The following is a 21,390-nucleotide window of genomic DNA, read 5'->3' as shown; positions in this document are numbered from 1 at the left end:
ACAAAAAAAAGCCCCGTCGCCCTTCGTCCAGCTGCTGGACGAAGGGCGACGGGGCCTTGGGTTTGGCGCACCGCCGCGAGCAGCAGGCGCAGCGGTGATTAGCGGCTCTGGGCGATTTCCTGCTGGATACCCGCGAAGGGACGTGCCCAGGGTTTGGCCTCACGCACCGTGGCGGGCAAATTGGCGATTGCGGCCCTGGCTGCAGCCTGGGACGGGAAAGCGCCCATGGTCACCACATACAGCGGCTTGCCCTGATGCAGCTTGCGGTAATAGCGGTACTGACTCCCTTGTGCGCGTACAAAATCACGGGCGGCCGCCTCGGTACTCAAGGCCAACACTTGCAGCGCGTATTGCTTTCCGTTCTGCGCCAAATACCAATCACTGTCGAGTTCGGTTGCCACCGTCGATGGCAGCGGCAGCGGTGTGGTCTTGGCGACGGCAGGCGCAGGTGCTGGCGCCGGCGTAGGTGCTGGCTTGGCAACCGGTGCAGGAGCGGGAGCGGTAACCGGTGCCGGTGCTATGGCCTCTGCCGGTATCGATGGCAAGGGCAAGGCTGTGGTCGCCGATGCTTGCGGAGCGGGGTCGATCGTCCACGTCTGTTCGTCCGGCGCTGGAGCATCGGCGACCACGGCGTTTGGCTGCGCCTCAATGTCGCTACGTGATGGCCGGGGCAACGGCAATGCCTGGCTGCTGGTCGCACTTACGGTACGCGGCGGTGCCGGTTGACGGTTATCGGCAAGCGGGGCAGTCGTCGGCGCTTGCTCGGCGTCATCGCCGCCCAACAACAACCAGCCCACCAGCACCACCAGGAGGATGCCGAGCAAGCCAAGTTGTTGTTGGCGTGGCAGGTTGAACGTGAATCCGGGCGGACGCAGCAGGCCGCGCTCGGTCTGCATATCTTCGATGAGAATTTCGTACGCGACCTCATTGATCGCGCCTGGCCAGCCGCCAGACCGCTCTTGGATCTCGGCCAGCTGTTCTGCACTGAACACGGCTAGACTTTGCCCGGCGCCTTCCAAGCGCTGCGCCAGATATTCGGCAGTCTCTTCCTCGGTGTAGGGTTGCAGCTCAATGGTGTGGAAGCGCTCTTCGTCCCCTTCCTCGCTGAGCGCCTGCAGCCGCTCGGCGGTGTCCGGCTCGCCGAACAGGAAGACATGGGCGCGACCTTCGCGGCGTTCCTGGGCCAGGGCAAGCAATTCGGCCAGTGCCTCGCTATCCAGCCGCTCTGCGTCATCGACCAGCAGATACACCTCCTGCCCGGTCAACGCGCACTGCTCCACATGGGCGCGGATCGCCGCAGCGTCCGCTGCAGGCAGGCCCAGCACCTGGGAGATCTGCAGCAACAAGCTCGCTGCGCTGCCCGCCTCACTGGCGCTGACCACCACCGGCAATACGTTCTGCTTGTTGGTACTGGCTACCAGGGCTTGGCGCAGCAAGGTCTTGCCACTGCCCAGCGGACCACTGACCAGCAGAAGCAACTGGCTGTAGCGCGCCAGATGGTGCAGTTGGCCAAGCACGGGTTTGCGCTGTGCCGGGAAGAACTTGAAGCCGGGCACCCGTGCGGCGAAGGGATCGTGACTGAACTGGTAGTGACTGAGGAAAACTTCCTCGGCATGTAGGCTGGTCATGATGGCTCAGGCATCTCCAAGCTGTTCGACGAGGGCGCGATAATCGGTACTCAGGGTAGCCTGCAATGCGTCCTGGGCATAATCGGCGGTGACCACCGCTTCCCCCAAGCGCTTGAGCAGAACCAGGCGCAGCTGGCCATCGAGTACCTTCTTGTCCACAGCCATGTGTTCAAGAAAATGTTCCGGGGTCATCTCCTTAGGCGGGACCACCGGCAAACCTGCGCGCTGCAGCAGACGAATGCCGCGATCACGCTCGGCGGCGCTGATCCAGCCCAGGCGATGGGACATCTCCAAGGCCATGACCGTGCCCGCGGACACCGCCTCACCGTGCAGCCAAACGCCGTAGCCCATGTGGGTTTCGATGGCGTGCCCGAAGGTGTGGCCCAGATTCAGCGTGGCGCGGATGCCTGACTCACGCTCGTCGGCACCGACCACGCGCGCCTTGGCCTCACAGGAGCGGGCAATCGCCGTGGTCAGCGCGGCATTGTCGAGCTCTCGCAAGACATCCATGTGGGTTTCCAGCCAGCCGAGGAACGGCTCGTCGCAAATCAGTCCGTACTTGATCACTTCAGCCAGGCCGGCGGAGAGCTCGCGAGCCGGCAGGGTGGACAGGCTGGCAATGTCGATCAGCACGGCTTGCGGCTGGTAGAAAGCGCCGACCATGTTCTTGCCCAGCGGATGATTGATGCCGGTCTTGCCACCCACCGAAGAATCCACCTGGGACAGCAGCGTGGTCGGCACTTGAATGAAGTTGACCCCACGCTGGTAACAGGCGGCGGCGAAGCCGGCCATGTCGCCAATCACCCCGCCGCCCAAGGCGATCACCGTGGTACGGCGGTCATGGCGAGCCTGCAACAGGCCATCGAAGATGCTCTGCAGGGTTTCCCAATTCTTATGGGCCTCGCCATCGGGCAACACGATACGGGTGACCTGATAGTCCTTCAGCGCTTGGGCTAGCCGCTCCAGATACAGCGGCGCCACCGTCTCGTTGCTGACAATCGCCACCTGGCGGCCGGCGATGTGCCGGGCCAACAACGCGCTGTCGTCAAGCAACCCGGAACCGATGTAAATGGGATAACTACGCGTGCCGAGATCGACCTGAAGAGTCTGCATGGAACCCCCATATTGGATAGGCCTCTAGGATAACCCAGTTCGCGGCGGCCTTTAACGGTGGGGCAAGTCATCCAGGCGGGCGAGAATTTCCTGCACCACCATGCGCGGTGGGCGCTCGTCGGTTTCGATGATGATGTCGGCAATCTCGCGGTACAGCGGATCGCGGATTTCCAGCAGGTCGCGCAGCACCTGACCCGGGTTGGCAGTGCGCAGCAGGGGCCGGTTGCGGTCACGGGCGGTGCGGGCGATTTGTTGCTCGACCGAGGTATGCAGATAGATCACCCGCCCGCCGGTCCGCATGGCCTGGCGGTTTTCGGGTCGCAGAATCGCGCCGCCGCCGGTGGCGACCACCTGGCCTTGCTCCAGGCACAGCTCGGCAAGCACGCACTGCTCGCGGTCGCGAAAACCCTGCTCACCCTCGACGTCGAATATCCACGGGATATTCGCGCCGGTGCGCTGTTCGATTTCCTTGTCGGAATCCTTGAAGGCCAGCCGCAATTCCTTGGCCAACAGCCGCCCGATGGTGCTTTTTCCAGCCCCCATCGGGCCCACGATGATCAGATTCTGCACAACATTAACGACTCACTGCTATCGCCTGGTTGTGCATGATACGCGGAGTGAGGAAGACCAGCAGCTCGGATTTCTTGTCCTGCACGATATCGCGGCGGAACAGGCGGCCGAGGAACGGCAGGTCGCCCAGGAAGGGCACTTTTTCCACACCCTTGGTCTGGGTGTTGGAGAACACACCACCGATAACGATGGTTTCGCCATCCGCCACCAAGACCTTGGCATTCACCTCGTTCTTGTTGATCGGCGGCACGCCATTGAGGGCATTGGCGAAGTCCGGCGCATCCTTGGTAACTTTCACTTCCATGATGATGCGGTTGTCCGGGGTGATCTGCGGTGTCACTTCCAGCGACAGCGCGGCTTCCTTGAAGGAGGTAGAGGTGGCGCCGCTGGAGCTGGCCTCTTGATACGGAATTTCGGCCCCCTTGAGGATCTTGGCGGTTTCCTTGTCGGCGGTGACCACCTTGGGCTGAGAGACCACTTCGCCGTTACCGCTCTTTTCCATCGCTGTCAGTTCAAGGTCGAGGATCAGGTTGTCGGTCAGGTAACCAATGCCGAACCCTGCCGTGCGGCTGGCTACGCCCAGGTCGACGAAGGGGACGTTACCGGTCATGTCGTCTCCTGTATTACCGCCCTCATCGCCACGGTCATCGTTGCCGTAAAACAGGCCGCGGCCATTGGCGAACGTCTGGCTACCGCCCCAACGCACGCCCAGGCTCTTGTCGTAGTCGACATTGGCCTCGACGATGCGCGCCTCGATCATCACCTGGCGTACCGGCACGTCGAGCAGGCTGACGATGCGACGCATCTCGTCGATGCGCTCCTGCGTCAAGGTCATCAGCAGGCTATTGGTGCGGTCGTCGTAGATCACCGAGCCGCGCATGTCGTCCTTCAAGGCGCCTTTCTGCGACTCGCTCTCATACAGCTTGGCAATGTCGGACGCCTTGGCGTAATTGAGTTGGATGACGTCCTTGCGCAGCGGCGCCAGTTCCGCCACCTGGCGCTGGGCCTCAAGCTCCTGACGCTCGCGGGCAGCAATCTCATCAGCCGGCGCGACCAGCAGCACGTTGCCGATCTGACGCTTGTCGAGCCCCTTGGTCTTGAGTACCAGATCCAGCGCCTGGTCCCAGGGCACATTCTGCAGGCGCAGGGTAATGCTGCCCTGCACCGTGTCACTGGCCACCAGGTTGAGGTCGGTGAAGTCGGCAATCAGCTGCAACACTGAACGCACGTCGATGTCCTGGAAGTTCAACGACAGTTTTTCGCCGGTGTAGGCAAAGCGTTCAGCCTTGCGCTTTTCCAGGTCATCGCGCGACAGCGGCTTGATGCTTACAGTCAGGCGGCTGTCCGTCTGAAACGCCATGTAGTCGTAATGACCGGTCGGCTCGATGAGCACTACCACACGATCACCCTGGCTACTGGCACTGACGAATTGCACAGGGGTGGCGAAGTCCTTGACATCCAGCCTGACGCGCAACGCTTCTGGCAGGTGGGTTTTGGCGAATTCCAGGCGGATCTTGCCGCCTTGTTCCTGAATGTCCGGAGCGGTGGTCGGGTCGCTCAGGTCAATGATCACATTGCCTTCACCTTCGGTGCCGCGTTGAAAGTCGATGCCGCGGATGGTCTTGCCCGCGACCGCCTGGCTCTGCGGCTGCCCCTGTGCCGGGGGTCTCACGGTTGTACTGGGTGCTGCCGAGGCAACGGCCGTATCACCCAGCACGAGGTAAAGGTTATTGCCTTCGGCGCGCGTACTGTAGGGCGCCAACGCCGACAGGTTGACGATCAGCCGCGTGCGGTCCTTGACCTCTACCACGGTGACACTGCGCGCGTTACCGATTCCCAGGTCACGGGTCTTCACACCCAGCTTGTTGCGTACCCCGGGCATGTCCAGGGCGATGCGCGCCGGTTGGTCGATGGTGTAGCCACGCGGCACGGCGACCGGTTCGTCGAAACTGAGCTTCAGCTCGACGCGGTTGCCCGGTAGCGTGGCAACATCCAGTGCCTGCAGATCGGCAGCCATCAGGTGCGGAGCAAGCAAAGCAGCCAGAAGTGGCAGGCCAAAGCGCGGCAGGGTGCTATTCATTGTGTACTTCCGTTGTGCAGACTGGCGTGTTGTTCTCATGTGTACTTCTCCGCCCAATTAGGAACGCTCCTTGAGCGTCATGCTTCGTGGGCGCTCCAACCAGCCCCCTTCTCCATCTGGAACAATTTCCAGCACATCGATCTTCGCCTCGTTGATGGCGATGATCTTGCCGTGGTTGCGCCCCAGATAATCACCAATACGGATCCGGTGAACCCCGCCCGCACCGCGCACCAGGGCGTACATGCCGTCCTCGTTGGACAGACTGCCGACCATCTCGAACAGCTCGATGTTGAACCCTTCGAGGAATTGGCGGATACGTGCCTCATCCGGCTTGATGTCCTTGGACCCTTTCTGCTGATTGGCCAGGTCGATACGGATGGGCGGCTGGAACGGGCTGCGTAGATTCGAGGCGCCGTAGGTAAAGGCCTCATAGGGTTGGAAGGTGGGCAACGGCTCGATGGTGCCTTTGGGCCGTACGCGCACCTCATCCATGAAACTTTGCAGATCATTGAAGTCATGGTTGCCGCTGCAACCGCTGAGCCCGAGGATCAGCGTCAGGCAGACCAGGCTGTGGAAGCGCTTCATTTCTGCACCCCCTTGTCGTTATAGCGGTAGGTTTTGGCTGTGATGCCCATGCGCAGCTTCGCAGCGCTGTCGGCTGACAGCGGCTTAATCTCGAAATCATGCAGGGTAACGATGCGTGGCAGGCTGGCCGCACCACTGACGAAGGTGGCCAGGTCGTGATAGGCCCCCACCACGCTGATCTTGATGGGCAGTTCGATATAGAACTGCTGGGCGACCTCGGGCATCAGCTTGATTTCCTCAAACTCAAGCCCGCTGCCAAGACCCGTACGCGTGATGTCCTCAAGCAGGCCCGGCACTTCGGTGTCGCTGGGCAGTTGGCGCAGCATGGCGCCGAAGGACTCCTCCATCTCTACCATTTGCGCCTGGTAAGCCTCGAGGTTCGCTGCCTGAAACGCCTTGGTGGTGAACTGTTGCTTGAGGGTGACTTCCTCAGCTTCGCGCTGGGCCAGCTGCGACTGCAGGTCCTTGAGGTGAAAGTGGTAGCCCAAAAACAGCACCAGGATCAGCAGCAGAATGCCGGTGATGACCCTGACCGGCGCCGGCCATGAACCCAGATTATTGACATCGAGATCAGCAAGGTCGACCTTGCGCAGACTCTCTAGCGATGCGGCCAGACTCATTGCTTCTTGACTCCTTGCTCTGCAGGTACCGGCTGCGTTTGCTGCACAGTCAACTGGAAGTGGTTGGCCTGCTCGACTGCGCCGGAGGTGACTGCCTTGACCTCGGTGAGATTGGGCGCGGTCAGCCAATCCGAGGCGTCAAGGTTACGCATCAGGTTGGAAACCCGGTTGTTCGACTCCGCAGCACCCTTGATGGCGATGTTTTTGCCAGTCATTTTCAATTCAGAGAAATGCACGCCATCGGGCAGCGTACGCACCATCTGATCAAATACCCGGGCGATGATCGGCCGGTTGCCCTGCAGGTCCTGAATGATCTTCATCCGCTCCAGCAGTTGCTGGCGACGGGTGCGCAATTCGCTGATTTCCTTGATGCGCGCATCCAGGACGGCGATTTCCTTACGCACGAATTCATTGCGGGCAGTCTGGCGGTCGATGGCGGCCGAAAAATATTGATCGGTGAGGAAAACCACGCCGCCTGCTATCAGCAGCACGCCGATCAGAGAAGCGAGAAAACGTTGCTTGCGCTCTTCGCGAAGCTGCTCACGCCACGGCAATAGGTTGATACGCGCCATCAGTCGAAACTCCTCATCGCCAGGCCGCAGGCGATCATCAACGCCGGCGCATCACTGGCCAGCGCGCCAGCGTTGACCTTGCTGCTCAGGGCCATGTCGGCGAACGGATTGGCGATCAGAGTGGGTGTGCCGATTTTCTGCTCGACCAACCGATCCAGTCCGGGGATTGAGGCGGTGCCGCCGGCCAGCATGATGATGTCGACCTGGTTGAACTGGCCTGCTGCGAAGAAAAACTGCAGGGAGCGCGACACTTGCTGCACCACGGCGTCCATAAAGGGCTGCAGCACTTCCCGGGAGTAATCCTCAGGCAACCCGCCGCGCTTCTTGGCCAGGCCTGCCTCTTCGACGGACAAACCGTAGCGCCGCTGGATTTCCTCAGTGAGCTGACGACCGCCAAACAGCTGTTCACGGGTATAAAGCGTGCGCCCGTTGTGCAACACGCTGAGCGTGGTCATGGTGGCGCCGATATCCACCAGCGCCACGGTCAAATCATCGGCCTGATCACCCAGCTGGGCTTTCAGCAGGCTGTAGGTACGCTCCAGCGCATAGGCCTCGACATCCACCACCTTGGCCGTCAGCCCCGCCAAGCCAAGGGCGGCTTCGCGGACCTCGACATTTTCCTTGCGGCAAGCGGCCAGCAGCACATCGACCCGCTCCGGATTGCGCGTCGAGGCGCCCTGCACTTCGAAATCAATGGCGACTTCTTCCAGGGGGTATGGAATGTACTGGTCAGCTTCTAGGGTGAGCTGGGTTTCCAGCTCGTCATCGCTGAGGCCGGCATCCATTTCGATCAGTTTGGTAATGACCGCCGAGCCCGCCACCGCGACCGCGGCTGACTTGGTGGATACCTTGGCCTTGGCGAGCACGCGGGCCAAGGCCTGACCGACGCCGTCCAGTTCGATGATGTTCTTCTCGACGACTGCGTTGGCTGGAAGCGGCTCGACCGCGTAAGCCTCTACTTTGTAGCGGTTTCCCGAACGACTCAATTCGAGGAGCTTGACCGAGGTCGAACTAATATCGACACCCAGCAGCGTGTTCCCCTTCTTATTGAAGAGACTAAGCACGAGCGTATTCCTATAGCTATCGGTTACTTATGAAGTAATCGTGTTGTTTCACATTAAATAGCGCACTTGACACGGGCGTAAATGGTTCACAGGGATGAAAATGCTTATAATGTGACCAGCTTTCCCCTTTCGCCTTTAGCGATGTCCTAACTGCTTCTTGAACCTGGAAATCCGAACACTTGATTCGCCTGCTGAAATTCCTGTCCTGGTCATGTGTTGCTGTTGTGTGTGCCCTGGCACTCAGCATCAGCGGCGCTTTTCTGTATCTGAGCCCCACGCTGCCTTCAGCGGATGCACTGCGTAGCATCCAGTTGCAGATCCCTCTGCGCATCTACAGTAGCGACGGCAAGTTAATCGCCGAATATGGCGAAATGCGCCGGTCGCCTATCGAATTCACCGCTATTCCCAAAGAGTTCATCGATGCGCTGTTGTCAGCCGAAGATGACAACTTTGCGAATCATTATGGCGTCGATGTCACCGGCCTTATGCGCGCTGCCACGCAATTATTGAAGTCAGGGCATATCCAGAGCGGTGGCAGCACTATCACCATGCAGGTGGCGAAAAACTACTTTCTGACCAGCGAGCGCAGCTTCTCGCGCAAGATCACCGAGATCCTCCTCGCGCTACAGATCGAGCGGGAATTGAGCAAGGACGAAATCCTCGAGCTGTACGTGAACAAGATCTATTTGGGGAATCGCGCCTATGGCATCGAGGCGGCGGCGCAGATCTATTACGGCAAGTCCATTCAAGAGCTGAGCCTGGCGCAGATGGCGATGATCGCCGGCCTGCCGAAGGCGCCGTCGCGCTACAACCCGGTGGCCAACCCGGAGCGCAGCAAAGAGCGCCGTGACTGGATCCTTGGGCGCATGTACCGCCTGGGCAAGATTGATCACGAGCGCTATCAGGCGGCACTTGCCGAGCCGGTAGAGGTCCGCCTGCAGTTGCAGGAACCGGAACTCATGGCCCCGTATATCGCCGAAATGGCGCGCGCGGAAATGGTCGGCCGTTTTGGCAGCGACGCCTACACCGAAGGCTTTCAGGTCTATACCACCGTGCCCAGCCAGCTCCAGGAGTACGCCAACACCGCGGTGCGCCAAGGCTTGATCGACTACGACCAGCGCCACGGCTATCGAGGTCCGGAGGCTCGCTATCGCGGCCAGTCCCTGGAAACCTGGAAGCACAAGCTGTCGGAACACCGCACTCAAGGCGGTCTGCAGCCGGCCATCGTCACTGAGTTGAATGACACCGGCATCCAGGTGCTGACGCAACAAGGCGAAGAGGAAAGCGTTGATTGGGAAACCATGAAATGGGCGCGCCCGTATCTAAATACCAACAGCGTCGGGGAATGGCCCAAGAAACCCGCCGATATCGTGCAGCCGGGCGACCTGATTCGCCTCCTGCGCGAGGACGATGGCCGTCTCGTCTTCAGCCAACTGCCCACGGCGCAAAGCGCGCTGGTATCACTCGATCCCTATAGTGGGGCGATCCAGGCGCTGGTCGGGGGCTTTTCCTTCGAGCAAAGCAATTACAACCGCGCCATCCAGGCCAAACGCCAGCCGGGCTCCAGCTTCAAACCCTTCCTTTATAGCGCCGCCCTGGACAAGGGCTATACCGCAGCGACCCTGGTCAATGATGCCCCCATCGTTTACCACGATTCGAGCATGGATGAAGCCTGGCGCCCGCGAAACGACAACAATACCTTCCTGGGTCCGATCCGCCTCCGGGAAGCGCTGTATCGCTCTCGCAACCTGGTATCGATCCGCCTGTTGCAAAACATAGGCATGCAGTACGCCCTGAATTACTTCAGCCGCTTTGGCTTCGACACCCAATCAATGCCTCGTGACCTGTCTCTGGCACTGGGCACCGCAGCGCTTACGCCACTGGAAATCACCAGCGGCTGGAGCGTATTCGCCAACGGCGGCTACAAGATCGAACCCTACCTGATCGAGCGCGTGGAAAGCCGTGACGGCGACATCCTGTTCGCCGCCAATCCTCCCCGCGCCCCCCGGTCCGCACCCGCTGCCGACGCCGTTCCGCATGAAGAAGGCATTATTCCGGCCCAACCGGTGGCCTTCACAGAACCCGAAACCCAGCTGGCCGAGCAGATCGTCGACTCGCGTACCGCCTATATTCTCAACAGCATGTTGCAAGACGTGATCATCCGGGGCACCGGCCGCCGCGCACTGGCGCTGGAGCGCGACGACCTGGCGGGCAAGACCGGGACGACCAACGACTCCAAGGACGCGTGGTTCAGCGGCTACAACGGTGACTATGTGACTACCGTCTGGGCCGGTTTCGATCAACCGGAAAGCCTCGGCCGCTGGGAGTACGGCGGAACTGTCGCCTTGCCCATCTGGATGAATTTCATGGGTCCCGCACTACAAGGCCGTCCGTCGCACCAACTCGCCGAGCCCGAAGGCCTGCTCTCGCTACGCGTCGATCCGCTCAGTGGCCGCGCCGCCTCACCCAGCACGCCGAACGCTTACTTTGAACTGTTCAAGGCCGAGGACTCGCCACCACCCATGAGCGAATTCGACTCCGGCTTCGGTGTTCCGGGCAGCCCGCTGCCAGCTGACGAAGTCGCCCCCATCGACTTGTTCTGAAGCAGCCCAGCAAGCCAATCGAACCCACAAAAAAACCGCCCTAAGGCGGTTTTTTTGTGGCGGCCGGTTTAACCGTTGAACACATCATCCACTGATTTCAGCGGATAGTTCGACGGGTAGGGCAGCGTGGCCACACCCGACTCGATCGCGGCCTTGGCAACCGCATCGGAGACCAGGGTAATCAGGCGCGGGTCCATCGGCTTGGGAATGATGTACTCGCGACCGAACTGCAATTCGCCCAGACCATAGGCTGCACACACATCCGCCGGCACCGGCAGCTTGGCCAGGTCGCGCAACGCCAACGCGGCTGCGATTTTCATTTCCTCATTGATGCGCGTTGCGCGCACGTCCAAAGCACCCCGGAAAATGAACGGAAAACCGAGCACGTTGTTAACCTGGTTCGGGTAATCCGAACGCCCTGTCGCCATGATCACATCGTCACGGGTGGCGTGGGCGAGTTCGGGGCTGATTTCCGGATCGGGGTTGGAGCAGGCGAAGACGATGGGATTGACAGCCATGCGCTTCAAACCCTCGGCGCTGAGCAGGTCTGGGCCGGACAGACCGACGAACACATCGGCGCCGTCCAAGGCATCTTCCAGCGTGCGCCGGTCAGTCTCATGGGCAAACGCTGCCTTGTACTGATTGAGGTCGTCGCGGCCAGCATGGATCACGCCCTTGCGGTCGACCATGAAAATGTTCCCGACCTTGGCGCCCATGCTGATCAACAGTCGCATGCAGGACGTCGCGGCCGCACCCGCACCGAGGCAGACGATCTTAGCGTCCTCAAGAGTCTTGCCGGCGATCTCCAGCGCGTTGAGCATACCGGCCGCCGTGACGATGGCGGTACCGTGCTGATCATCATGGAACACCGGAATGTCGCATTGTTCGATCAGCGTCCGCTCGATCTCGAAGCACTCGGGTGCCTTGATATCTTCCAGGTTGATGCCGCCGAAGGTAATGGAGATGCGCTTGACCGTATCAATGAACGCTTGGGGGCTCTCAGCATCCACTTCGATGTCGAACACGTCGACACCGGCGAAACGCTTGAACAGCACGCCCTTGCCTTCCATCACCGGCTTAGAGGCCAACGGGCCCAGATTTCCCAGACCGAGAATCGCGGTGCCGTCGGAAATCACCGCAACCAGGTTACCCTTGCCGGTATAGCGATAAGCAAGCTCGGGATCGCGAGCAATCTCGCGCACCGGCTCAGCCACTCCAGGGCTATAAGCCAAAGCCAGATCACGGGCGGTGGCCGTGGGCTTGGTCAGCTCGACGCTCAGTTTCCCGGGGCGGGGCTGAGCATGATATTCGAGGGCGGCTGTTTTCAGATCTGACATGGTGGGAGTCCCGCTTTTTTTTCTAGTTAAACCGACTGATCAGCGAGCATACGCAAGATAAATACACCTCACAAGGTCGTCTTGACGCTGCTGCAACCACATGCACAGGGCGGTCTGGCGCAGCCTGTGGCGTGGACGCAACAGTGCGACACAGCGTCGCTGCCAGCGTGAGTTCTAAAGCAACAGCACCATGATTTGGGGCCAGACAAGCAATCAGCCCCGCTCCACTTGATAGCGCAATAATGGCTCGCCACATCCAGCTATCGGCCTCAATGTCCCCCAGGCAACCCGACAACCCGCCGAAAACCACAAACGACAGGCACAAAAAAGGCGCCACCAGGGACGCCTTTTCATCAGCCTGGAAAAGCCCATCAGGCTTTCCCGGCTTGCTGCGCTTATTTGGCGCTGAAGCCACCGAAACGCTGCTTGAAGCGGTCGATACGGCCACCGGTATCCAGCACTTTCTGCTTGCCGGTGTAGAACGGGTGGCACTCGGAGCACACGTCCAGGCTGATGTTCTTAGCAATCGTGGAGCGGGTCTTGATCACGTTACCGCAGGAGCAGGTAGCTTCGATCGCGACATAATTCGGATGGATATCGGCTTTCATAGCAAAGTCCTCAGTCGGCGCGCCGCCACCCGGCCCTATGCCGAATACCGCACGCAAAACAGGCGGCGGATAATACCAGACGATTGAGTCGATGCAAATCTGTCTCGTCCGTGAAACTGACAAGATTTGCACCCGCTTCCTTGAAGTGCGATAAGGGTACCGGCGACATGACCATACGTCTGCAAAGTCTGAACGAAGTTGCCCGACCTTTTTTTTGGTTATATTTTATTCAGTTATTTCATAGCTAGCATTCAATTCGCCAATGAAGCCAACCATTTTACGCACGCCGCTGTATCCAAAAAGCCACCTGCTGGCGGCCAGCGGCGTAGCTGCATTGCTCAGCCTGGCTCTGCTGGTGTTTCCCTCGCGAGAAGTCGAAGCCAAGAAAACTTACCTGACCCAGGAATTGGAATTGGGTTCGGCTGCTTATCTCGAGAAAGACACTCTAGCCAATCCAGCCCCTGAGCTGACTGCTGCGGACACCGCGCCCTTCTCGCACGACGCTGAAGCGATCGACCAGGCGAGCGACACGCCCACTGATCCGCTGCTAAGACAAGTTACCGTCGGCAGTGGCGATACGCTTTCCACTTTGTTCAGCGGCCTGGGCCTTTCTGCTAACACGCTGCATGAAATGCTCAACAGCAGCAAAGAAGCCAAGCAGTTCAGCCGTATCCGGGCAGGTCAGCAAATCGATTTTCGACTCACCCCTGACGGCCAACTGGAGTCGATGAGTTCATCGCTAAACAGCCTGGAAACCATTCGCCTGTCCAGAACGGACCAAGGTTACCAATTCGAGCGCGAGCGCCTCGAACCGGAAACCCGCCAGGCCTATGCTCACGCGACGATCAACAGCTCCCTGTTTGGCGCAGCCCAGCAAGTCGGCCTGAGCCATACCGTCATCATGGATCTGGCCAACGTCTTCGGTTACGACATCGACTTCGCCATGGACATTCGTGAAGGTGACGAATTCGACGTGCTCTACGAGGAGAAGGTACTGGACGGCAAACCTGTCGGCACCGGCAATATCCTCGCGGCTCGCTTCGTAAACCGTGGCACCACCTACACGGCGGTCCGTTATACCGACACCAAGGGGCAAACCAGCTACTACACCGCCGACGGCACCAACGTTCGCAAGGCATTCATCCGCACCCCGGTTGATTTCGCCCGGATCAGCTCGCGATTCTCCACAGGCCGCAAGCACCCGATCCTCAACAAGATCCGCGCCCATAAAGGTGTCGACTACGCAGCGCCACGTGGCACGCCGATCAAGGCCGCCGGTGATGGCAAGGTGATCCTGGCCGGCAACAAGGGTGGTTATGGCAAGACCGTGATCATTCAGCACGGCAGCCGCTACCGCACGCTGTACGCGCATATGCAGGGCTTCGCCAAGAACGTGCGCAACGGCAGCACGGTAAAACAGGGCCAGATCATTGGCTACATCGGTACCACGGGCCTGTCCACCGGGCCACATCTGCACTATGAATTCCAGGTCAATGGCACCCACGTTGATCCGCTGAGCCAGAAGCAGCTGATGGCCGATCCGCTCACCGGCAAGGAAAAAAAGCGTTTCCTGCAAATGAGCCAGCCGCTGGTTGCACACCTGAACCAGCAGCGCACCACTGTATTGGCTGAGAACAAGCAGTAAACCATGCCTCTTTATCTGGGCGTCATGTCCGGTACCAGCCTGGATGGGCTGGACATCGCCCTGATCGAGCAACTGCAACAACCCCGGCTGCTAGCCTCACTGTATCGCCCCATGCCCGACACCCTTCGCCACGAGCTGCTTAGCCTGTGCGCCACGGGCAATGACGAACTGGCGCGTGCCGCCCTGGCGGAGAACCGCTGGGCAGAATTGGCCGCCGAGGCGATCACCCACTTGCTGCAGCGCGAAGGCTTGGAGGCAACCGCTATCCGCGCCATTGGCAGCCATGGCCAGACCGTTCGCCATGAGCCAGCTCGCGGCTTCACGGTCCAGATTGGCAACCCCGCGCTGCTCGCCGAGCGCACCGGCATCAGTGTGGTTGCGGATTTTCGCCGCCGCGATGTAGCCGCCAATGGACAGGGTGCACCACTGGTTCCGGCGTTTCATCAGGCCGTGTTCGACACGGGCGACATGCCCCGCGCAGTTCTAAATATCGGCGGCTTCAGCAACGTCACCCTCCTGCAACCCGAACAGCCTGTCTGTGGCTTCGATTGTGGCCCGGGCAATGCGTTGCTGGATGCCTGGATCGGGGTTCAGCGCGGCCTGACCTACGATGACCGCGGCGCCTGGGCAGCCAGCGGCCACGTGGTCCCCGCCTTGCTACAGCGCCTGCTGGCAATGCCATTCTTCCAGACCCAAGGCCCGAAGAGTACAGGCCGTGAGCTGTTCAACCTGCCCTGGCTACAAGAGCACCTGAACGCCCTGCCGCCCATCGCAGCAGAAGACGTACAGCGTACGTTGCTGGAATTGACCTCACTCAGCATCGTTCACGCCCTGCAGGCGGCCCAAACCGATTGCCGGGAAGTCCTGGTGTGTGGGGGCGGAGCCCATAACCAGACACTCATGAGCCGTCTGGCCGAGCTGTTACCGGGTGTCCATGTGACCACCACGGCACATTACGGCATTGATCCCGACTGGGTAGAAGCCATGGCCTTTGCCTGGCTAGCACACTGCTGCCTGGAACGTATTCCCGCTAATCGGCCCAGCGTGACCGGCGCAGGTGGTCAGCGAATACTGGGCGCCATTTATCCCGCCTAACTCAGAGCCCCAACGGCTGTTCAAGATGCACTATCGGCGGTCGCTCCTTCCCTACAGGACTCGCACCACTTAACGCAGAGCCAAAAAAAACGCCGTGTTGAAACACGGCGTTTTTTAAGCAGGCAACGCGCATCAGATTGAGAATGACTGACCACAGCCACAAGTGGTGCTGGCATTCGGGTTGTTGATCACGAAACGTGAACCTTCCAACCCTTCCTGGTAATCCACTTCCGCACCGGCCAGGTACTGGAAGCTCATCGGATCGACCACCAAGCTGACCCCCTCGCGTTCGACGATGGTGTCGTCCTCGGCCACCTCTTCATCGAAGGTAAAGCCGTACTGGAAACCGGAACAACCGCCTCCCGTTACGAAAACCCGCAATTTCAGGCGGGGATTACCCTCTTCATCGACCAAGTTCTTCACCTTGCTCGCCGCACCCTGGGTGAATTGCAAGGGAGTGGGGGTGAAGGTTTCAACGCTCATGCTGTAGATCTCCCGGCAGCAAGCCAACTACATCGTGATGCGCATTATCCGCTTGTCCGACAAATTTGGTCAACTATTCCTCAACGAGCTCCGCATCCAGCGGTGCCGGCAGTTCTAAAGGAGCCGCGCCATCGCGGGTCGCAAACAAACGCCCCTCTACCTGAGCGCCGATGGTCATTTCCATCAGTCCGTAGTACAGGTTGCCGCGTACACGGGCGTCAGCGCCAAGCTCGACCTGCTCGCTGGCATGCACATCGCCAGTCACTTCGCCGTCCAGGATGACATGCTTTGCATGAATTTCCCCTTCGACCAGACCACCGGTACTGACACGCACCAGTCCGTCCTCAGCGATCAGATTGCCCTGCAAGCGACCATCCAACTGCACTGCACCTTTCACGCGCAGGTCGCCAACCAACAGAGCACCCGCTGCGATGATGCTGGTCTTGCCATTGAACTGCTGCAGATCGGCAGCCACTTTCTTCTTTCCCCACCTAGACATTATTTTTTCTCTTCAATCCAGTTATATGTGCGTTCCAGAGGTTTGCGCTGTCCGGAGATCTCGGCCTGCACATTGACCTGACTGGGGGTGAAATCCTCAGGCAATTGCAACTCGGCGAATCGCCCCCCCTCGGGGATTGCCTGCATATGCTTGAAGGAAAAAGGTGTCGCACCCTGCCATTCCGGCGAGAGTTCGGCCATATCAAGGGTTACGGTTTTGCCGGCTTGCTTGCCGATCACCGTAATCTGTACCTTGCCCTTGAGCGGCTTGTTATCCTCACCAACTCGGCTGAGCAGCAGCTTGTAGCGGAAGTTCCGGGGCGAATCAGTGGCTTGCAGCTCAAAAGAGCGAATTCGCAGCCCTTCCTTGCGACTGGCCGGGGCCAGTACCCCCTTGTAGAACGCCAAATCCTGCTGCAGCTTGTAGATCTGCTCTTCCAGCGACTTGATGGTGAGGCGACTTTGTTCGTTGGCCTGACGCACGAGGCGCTCGCCACTGGCCAGCACCACTTGCATCTGCTGCGCCTGCTCCAGCTCATTGGCGCGTTCCTCGAACTGCTCCTGCATGGCTCGCAGCTCGAGCAGCTCGGCACGACTGTTGTGCCCACCCAGCCAGTACGCCACCGCAAACATGGCCGGAAGGGACGCTATCGCAAGCACGATCAATACCCTGACCTGACGCTGCCGGCGCGGGTTGCGCGCCCGTACTTCCCAATCAGCCATCAGGGCATCATCCCCGCATGGGCGAGCCCCATTCGCTCATCGAAACCAAACAGAATGTTCAGGTTCTGCACCGCCTGGCCGGAAGCGCCCTTGACCAGGTTGTCGATCACTGACAGCACGACAACCAGATCACCACCCTGTGGGCGGTGTATGGCCAGGCGGCACACGTTGGCGCCCCGCACGCTCCGGGTTTCCGGATGGCTGCCAGCCGGCATCACATCCACGAAGGGTTCATTGGCATAACGCTGTTCGTACAAGGACTGCAGATCGACGGATTTATCCGCCACAGTGGCATACAACGTGGCGTGAATACCGCGAATCATGGGAGTCAAGTGCGGTACGAAGGTCAGCCCGATATCGCCCCCAGAGGCGCGACGCAGACCCTGACTGATTTCCGGTAGATGGCGATGGCCCTTTACCGAATAGGCCATCATGCTTTCCCCAGCTTCGCAGAACAGCGAACCGACCTTGGCGCCTCGCCCAGCACCGCTGACGCCCGACTTGCAGTCGGCAATCAGCCGCGAGGTATCGGCCAACCCAGCCTCCAGCAAGGGCAGCAGCCCCAGCTGAGCCGCGGTCGGATAGCAGCCCGGCACTGCAATCAAGCGTGCCGCTTTGATCTTTTCCCGATTGACTTCCGGCAAGCCATAAACCGCCTCGCCCAGCAATTCGGGCGCACCGTGGGGCTGGCCGTACCAGTTGGCCCATTCTTCGGCGTCCTGCAGACGGAAGTCGGCAGACAGGTCGATTACCTTGGTGCCGGCGGCCAGTAGTTCACCTGCCAATGCGTGGGCAACGCCATGGGGAGTTGCAAAGAACACCGCATCGCAGGCTCCGAGGGTGGCAGCATCCGGCACGCTGAAGGCCAGTTGATCATAATGACCACGCAGATTGGGATACATGTCGCTGACCTTGATACCCGCTTCCGAGCGCGACGTAATGACCGCGACGTCGACCTGCGGGTGCTGCGCCAGCAAACGCAACAATTCAACCCCGGTGTACCCCGTACCCCCGACGATTCCAACCTTGATCATGTTGCGTACCTCAAATACGTGTCAGAAAAAACCGCTGATGATAAGACCGCTGCACACACCAGCCAACCGTTGAGGTGACGCCTGACAGCTTTGTCACTACTATCGGCCGCCCCCTGAAAAACCTTAGGACATCCATCATGCTCTACTTGTGGCTCAAAGCTCTGCACGTTATCGCCATGGTCTGCTGGTTTGCGGGCCTGTTCTATCTCCCGCGCCTGTTTGTCTACCACGCCATGAGCGACGACCAAATCAGCCGTGACCGTTTCTGCACCATGGAGCGCAAGTTGTACCGCGGCATCATGCTGCCGGCCATGCTCGCCACGCTGATTTTCGGCATTGCCCTGTTGGCACTCAATCCCACGCTGTTTCTCGGCGGCGGCTGGCTGCATGCCAAGCTGGCCCTGGTGGTGTTGCTGATCGGTTACCACCATGTCTGTGGTGCCCAGGTGAAACGCTTTGCCAAGGGCGAGACACCACGCAGCCATATGTTCTACCGTTGGTTCAATGAAGTTCCTGTTCTGGTTCTGATTGCCATCGTGATTCTGGTCATCGTCAAGCCGTTCTGACTCCCCTGTCGGCCGCTTGCCTGCCGCAGTAGGGCAGGTCGGCCGCAGCACCATTACACTGAAGGCTCTTCTCGCGATTTGGAGCCTTCTGTGGAATGCCTCTTCTGCAAGATCATTACCGGTGAGATTCCGGCACGCATTCTCTACGAAGACGACCAGGTGGTCGCCTTTCATGACGTCAATCCACAAGCGCCTGTGCATTTTCTGGTCATTCCGAAAAGACACATCGCCACCCTTGATGACCTGGCTGATAACGACACCACACTGGCCGGCCATATTCTTCTCACCGCCCAACGCCTCGCCGCGCAACAAGGCTGCAGCCAAGGGTTTCGGGTGGTCATGAATTGCAACGAACACGGCGGGCAAACGGTCAGTCATATTCACATGCATGTTCTTGGCCAGCGGCAGATGCATTGGCCACCCGGCTGACCGGCCAGCTAGTCGTCCCTGATGCGGGTCAAATCACCGCCTCGACAATGGGGTAAACTGCCGTATCTGTTTCCGGAGGTGCCCATGGCCAGCGAACGCCACTATTCCCCTGCCGACCGCCTGCTGCTCCAGGCTGATGCCGCACTGCGCACCCTGTTGCCCTTCAGCGGCCCCCCGACCCGGCCTTCACCCGCCATTTTGCAAACAGAAGCGACGCTCGACCCGGAAACGGCCCGCCACGTCGCCGGCCTGATGCGCGTCAACCATACCGGCGAAGTTTGTGCCCAGGCGCTCTATCAGGGCCAGGCGCTGACCGCCAAGCTGTCGCATATCCGCGATGCCATGGAACACGCCGCCGATGAAGAAATCGACCACCTGGCCTGGTGCGAACAGCGCATCCGGGAACTGGGCAGCCATACCAGCCTGCTCAATCCCCTGTTTTACGGAATGTCCTTTGCCATCGGCGCGGGTGCCGGCCTGATCAGCGACAAAGTCAGCCTGGGCTTCGTCGCCGCCACCGAGGACCAGGTGGTCAAGCACCTGGACGAACACCTGGCGCAGATCCCCGCCGAAGATGCCAAGAGCCGCGCCGTGCTTGAGCAAATGCGCATCGACGAAGAACAACATTCCAGCAATGCCTTGGCGGCGGGTGGCTATCGTTTCCCCGCGCCAGTGAAATTCGGCATGTCGCTGATGGCCAAGGTCATGACCAAGACCGCCTATCGGATCTAGGCTCTGCATGAACGACAAAGGGCGCCTGGGCGCCCTTTGTCGTTCATGCAACAGCAGTAGTCTCAACCCAGCTCGACGATCTCATAGCTGTGGCCCATGTCTACGCCCGCACGACCGAGCATGATCGACGCCGAGCAATATTTTTCTGCCGACAGGTCCACCGCACGCTTCACCTGAGGTTCCTTCAAGCCACGCCCCTTGATTACAAAGCGCAGGTGAATCTTCGTGAACACCTTGGGGTCTTCATCGGCCCGCTCGGCCTCGAGAAAAGCCTCGCAACTCTCCACGGCCTGGCGTGACTTCTTGAGAATGCTCACCACATCGAAACTGGCACAGCCACCCAGGCCCAGCAGTAGCATTTCCATCGGTCGCACGCCCAGGTTACGACCGCCATTTTCCGGCGGACCATCCATGACCACCACATGGCCGCTACCCGACTCACCGAGAAACATCGCCTCGCCGGCCCACTGAATGCGCGCTTTCATCGCTACCACTCGCTCTCACCTGTTGAAAGGCGCGCAGCTTATCACAGCTGTTTGAGCCGCCCTGACCCGCGACTTTTGCCGAAACCAAGCGCAGGATGAGAGGCTGGTCACGAAACGCCGATACCAAAGCAGGGGTGACTGTTAAGTTGCCAGCTGTTAAATGGCACACTCCGCCTATAACTAGAACAAAGGGCTGTTCGCCAGAACGCACCTTACATTTTTGGGAACTTGAGCATGGTCGCTATCAGCATTCCGTCAAAAAACAAACACCTCGATAAACTTTTGGCACATTGCCACCGACGCCGCTACACCGCGAAAAGCACCATCATTTATGCAGGTGATCGCTGCGAAACTCTATTTTTCATCATCAAGGGATCGGTCACCATTCTTATCGAGGATGATGATGGTCGCGAGATGATCATCGCCTACCTGAATACGGGCGATTTCTTTGGCGAGATGGGCCTGTTCGACCAGAACGGCGCCGAGCAGGAGCGCAGCGCCTGGGTACGCGCCAAGACCGAATGCGAAGTCGCCGAGCTGAGCTATACCAAATTCCGCGAACTCGTCCAGCAAGACCCGGACATCCTCTACGCCCTGGGTAGCCAGATGGCCGAGCGTCTGCGCAACACTACACGCAAAGTGGGCGACCTGGCATTTCTCGACGTGACCGGTCGCGTGGCGCGCACCTTGCTCGATCTGTGCAAGCAGCCCGACGCCATGACCCACCCGGACGGCATGCAGATCAAGATCACTCGCCAGGAAATCGGCCGCATCGTCGGCTGCTCCCGCGAAATGGTCGGTCGCGTGTTGAAGGCTCTGGAAGAACAGGGCCTGGTGAACGTCAAAGGCAAGACCATGGTGGTATTCGGCACACGCTGAGCCAACACACCAAAATAAAAAACCGGCCAATAAGGCCGGTT

Annotated in this window: 22 protein-coding genes; 7 read left to right on the top strand and 15 right to left on the bottom strand. The window is 59.8% G+C overall.

Annotation, left to right across the window (positions count from 1 at the left end; all coding sequences use genetic code 11):
- Nucleotides 1-98: 98 nt before the first annotated feature.
- From H9642_RS01700 to H9642_RS01665, 8 genes are read right to left on the bottom strand one after another with little or no spacing between them, the layout of a single operon-like run.
- On the bottom strand, nucleotides 99-1,628 hold the full coding sequence (locus H9642_RS01700) for an SPOR domain-containing protein (protein ID WP_251834682.1): 1,530 nt from the start codon (nucleotides 1,626-1,628) through the stop codon (nucleotides 99-101).
- Nucleotides 1,629-1,634: 6 nt separating this feature from the next.
- The gene (aroB, locus tag H9642_RS01695) at nucleotides 1,635-2,741 is read right to left on the bottom strand and encodes a 3-dehydroquinate synthase (RefSeq protein WP_251834681.1); all 1,107 of its coding nucleotides are present in this window, start codon (nucleotides 2,739-2,741) and stop codon (nucleotides 1,635-1,637) included.
- Nucleotides 2,742-2,792: 51 nt separating this feature from the next.
- Nucleotides 2,793-3,311 carry a shikimate kinase AroK gene (aroK, locus tag H9642_RS01690; protein ID WP_251834680.1) on the bottom strand — a complete coding sequence of 173 codons (519 nt, stop codon included), beginning with the start codon at nucleotides 3,309-3,311 and terminating at the stop codon, nucleotides 2,793-2,795.
- A 4-nt stretch (nucleotides 3,312-3,315) separates the two neighbouring features.
- Nucleotides 3,316-5,391, bottom strand: a complete 2,076-nt coding sequence (locus H9642_RS01685) for a type IV pilus secretin PilQ (RefSeq protein WP_251834679.1) — start codon at nucleotides 5,389-5,391, stop codon at nucleotides 3,316-3,318.
- A 57-nt stretch (nucleotides 5,392-5,448) separates the two neighbouring features.
- A complete protein-coding gene (gene pilP / locus H9642_RS01680; RefSeq protein ID WP_251834678.1) occupies nucleotides 5,449-5,976 on the bottom strand; it encodes a type 4a pilus biogenesis lipoprotein PilP in 528 nt (175 codons plus the stop codon).
- Complete coding sequence (gene pilO / locus H9642_RS01675; RefSeq protein WP_251834677.1) at nucleotides 5,973-6,596, bottom strand: type 4a pilus biogenesis protein PilO; 624 nt, start codon at nucleotides 6,594-6,596, stop codon at nucleotides 5,973-5,975. Before pilO ends, pilP begins: the two co-directional genes overlap by 4 nt.
- Nucleotides 6,593-7,168 (bottom strand): type 4a pilus biogenesis protein PilN, encoded by a 576-nt coding sequence (gene pilN, locus H9642_RS01670; protein ID WP_251834676.1) that lies wholly within the window; start codon nucleotides 7,166-7,168, stop codon nucleotides 6,593-6,595. Before pilN ends, pilO begins: the two co-directional genes overlap by 4 nt.
- Entirely contained in the window at nucleotides 7,168-8,232 is a 1,065-nt protein-coding gene (locus H9642_RS01665; RefSeq protein WP_251834675.1) for a pilus assembly protein PilM, read from the bottom strand. The genes pilN and H9642_RS01665 overlap by 1 nt, the downstream gene beginning before the upstream one ends.
- Nucleotides 8,233-8,603: 371 nt before the next feature.
- On the opposite strand from H9642_RS01665, the gene H9642_RS01660 reads away from it, so the two are divergent.
- Nucleotides 8,604-10,835: a penicillin-binding protein 1A gene (locus H9642_RS01660; protein WP_433962665.1), complete on the top strand. Its 2,232-nt coding sequence runs from the start codon at nucleotides 8,604-8,606 to the stop codon at nucleotides 10,833-10,835.
- Between the two features lie 68 nt (nucleotides 10,836-10,903).
- On the opposite strand, the gene H9642_RS01655 is transcribed toward H9642_RS01660, so the two are convergent.
- Nucleotides 10,904-12,172: a malic enzyme-like NAD(P)-binding protein gene (locus tag H9642_RS01655; protein ID WP_251834673.1), complete on the bottom strand. Its 1,269-nt coding sequence runs from the start codon at nucleotides 12,170-12,172 to the stop codon at nucleotides 10,904-10,906.
- A gap of 395 nt (nucleotides 12,173-12,567) precedes the next feature.
- Nucleotides 12,568-12,780: a 50S ribosomal protein L31 gene (rpmE, locus tag H9642_RS01650; protein ID WP_251834672.1), complete on the bottom strand. Its 213-nt coding sequence runs from the start codon at nucleotides 12,778-12,780 to the stop codon at nucleotides 12,568-12,570.
- A 262-nt stretch (nucleotides 12,781-13,042) separates the two neighbouring features.
- On the opposite strand from rpmE, the gene H9642_RS01645 reads away from it, so the two are divergent.
- Nucleotides 13,043-14,425, top strand: a complete 1,383-nt coding sequence (locus tag H9642_RS01645; RefSeq protein WP_251834671.1) for a peptidoglycan DD-metalloendopeptidase family protein — start codon at nucleotides 13,043-13,045, stop codon at nucleotides 14,423-14,425.
- A 3-nt stretch (nucleotides 14,426-14,428) separates the two neighbouring features.
- On the top strand, nucleotides 14,429-15,520 hold the full coding sequence (locus H9642_RS01640) for an anhydro-N-acetylmuramic acid kinase (RefSeq protein WP_251834670.1): 1,092 nt from the start codon (nucleotides 14,429-14,431) through the stop codon (nucleotides 15,518-15,520).
- 132 nt (nucleotides 15,521-15,652) lie between these two features.
- On the opposite strand, the gene erpA is transcribed toward H9642_RS01640, so the two are convergent.
- From erpA to argC, 4 genes are all read right to left on the bottom strand, one after another.
- A complete protein-coding gene (gene erpA, locus H9642_RS01635) occupies nucleotides 15,653-16,003 on the bottom strand; it encodes an iron-sulfur cluster insertion protein ErpA (RefSeq protein ID WP_251834669.1) in 351 nt (116 codons plus the stop codon).
- 73 nt (nucleotides 16,004-16,076) lie between these two features.
- Entirely contained in the window at nucleotides 16,077-16,502 is a 426-nt protein-coding gene (locus tag H9642_RS01630) for a bactofilin family protein (protein WP_251834668.1), read from the bottom strand.
- Nucleotides 16,502-17,224: a DUF6776 family protein gene (locus tag H9642_RS01625; protein WP_251834667.1), complete on the bottom strand. Its 723-nt coding sequence runs from the start codon at nucleotides 17,222-17,224 to the stop codon at nucleotides 16,502-16,504. The genes H9642_RS01630 and H9642_RS01625 overlap by 1 nt, the downstream gene beginning before the upstream one ends.
- A complete protein-coding gene (argC, locus tag H9642_RS01620) occupies nucleotides 17,224-18,258 on the bottom strand; it encodes an N-acetyl-gamma-glutamyl-phosphate reductase (protein WP_251834666.1) in 1,035 nt (344 codons plus the stop codon). The genes H9642_RS01625 and argC overlap by 1 nt, the downstream gene beginning before the upstream one ends.
- Nucleotides 18,259-18,395: 137 nt before the next feature.
- Here argC and hemJ point away from each other — a divergent pair, with 137 nt between their 5' ends.
- From hemJ to coq7, 3 genes are all read left to right on the top strand, one after another.
- Nucleotides 18,396-18,824: a protoporphyrinogen oxidase HemJ gene (hemJ, locus tag H9642_RS01615; RefSeq protein ID WP_251834665.1), complete on the top strand. Its 429-nt coding sequence runs from the start codon at nucleotides 18,396-18,398 to the stop codon at nucleotides 18,822-18,824.
- Nucleotides 18,825-18,914: 90 nt separating this feature from the next.
- Nucleotides 18,915-19,253 (top strand): histidine triad nucleotide-binding protein, encoded by a 339-nt coding sequence (locus tag H9642_RS01610; RefSeq protein ID WP_251834664.1) that lies wholly within the window; start codon nucleotides 18,915-18,917, stop codon nucleotides 19,251-19,253.
- Nucleotides 19,254-19,337: 84 nt separating this feature from the next.
- Nucleotides 19,338-19,985 carry a 2-polyprenyl-3-methyl-6-methoxy-1,4-benzoquinone monooxygenase gene (coq7, locus tag H9642_RS01605; RefSeq protein ID WP_251834663.1) on the top strand — a complete coding sequence of 216 codons (648 nt, stop codon included), beginning with the start codon at nucleotides 19,338-19,340 and terminating at the stop codon, nucleotides 19,983-19,985.
- Between the two features lie 62 nt (nucleotides 19,986-20,047).
- Here coq7 and H9642_RS01600 read toward each other — a convergent pair whose 3' ends face one another.
- Entirely contained in the window at nucleotides 20,048-20,470 is a 423-nt protein-coding gene (locus tag H9642_RS01600) for an OsmC family protein (RefSeq protein WP_251834662.1), read from the bottom strand.
- 234 nt (nucleotides 20,471-20,704) lie between these two features.
- Here H9642_RS01600 and crp point away from each other — a divergent pair, with 234 nt between their 5' ends.
- Nucleotides 20,705-21,349, top strand: a complete 645-nt coding sequence (crp, locus tag H9642_RS01595) for a cAMP-activated global transcriptional regulator CRP (RefSeq protein WP_251834661.1) — start codon at nucleotides 20,705-20,707, stop codon at nucleotides 21,347-21,349.
- Nucleotides 21,350-21,390 lie beyond the last annotated feature (41 nt).

Source organism: Serpens gallinarum, assembly GCF_014836765.1.
Classification (GTDB): domain Bacteria; phylum Pseudomonadota; class Gammaproteobacteria; order Pseudomonadales; family Pseudomonadaceae; genus Serpens; species Serpens gallinarum.
Note: the sequence above shows the minus strand (reverse complement) of the source record. Positions and strands in the feature narration are given on the sequence as shown.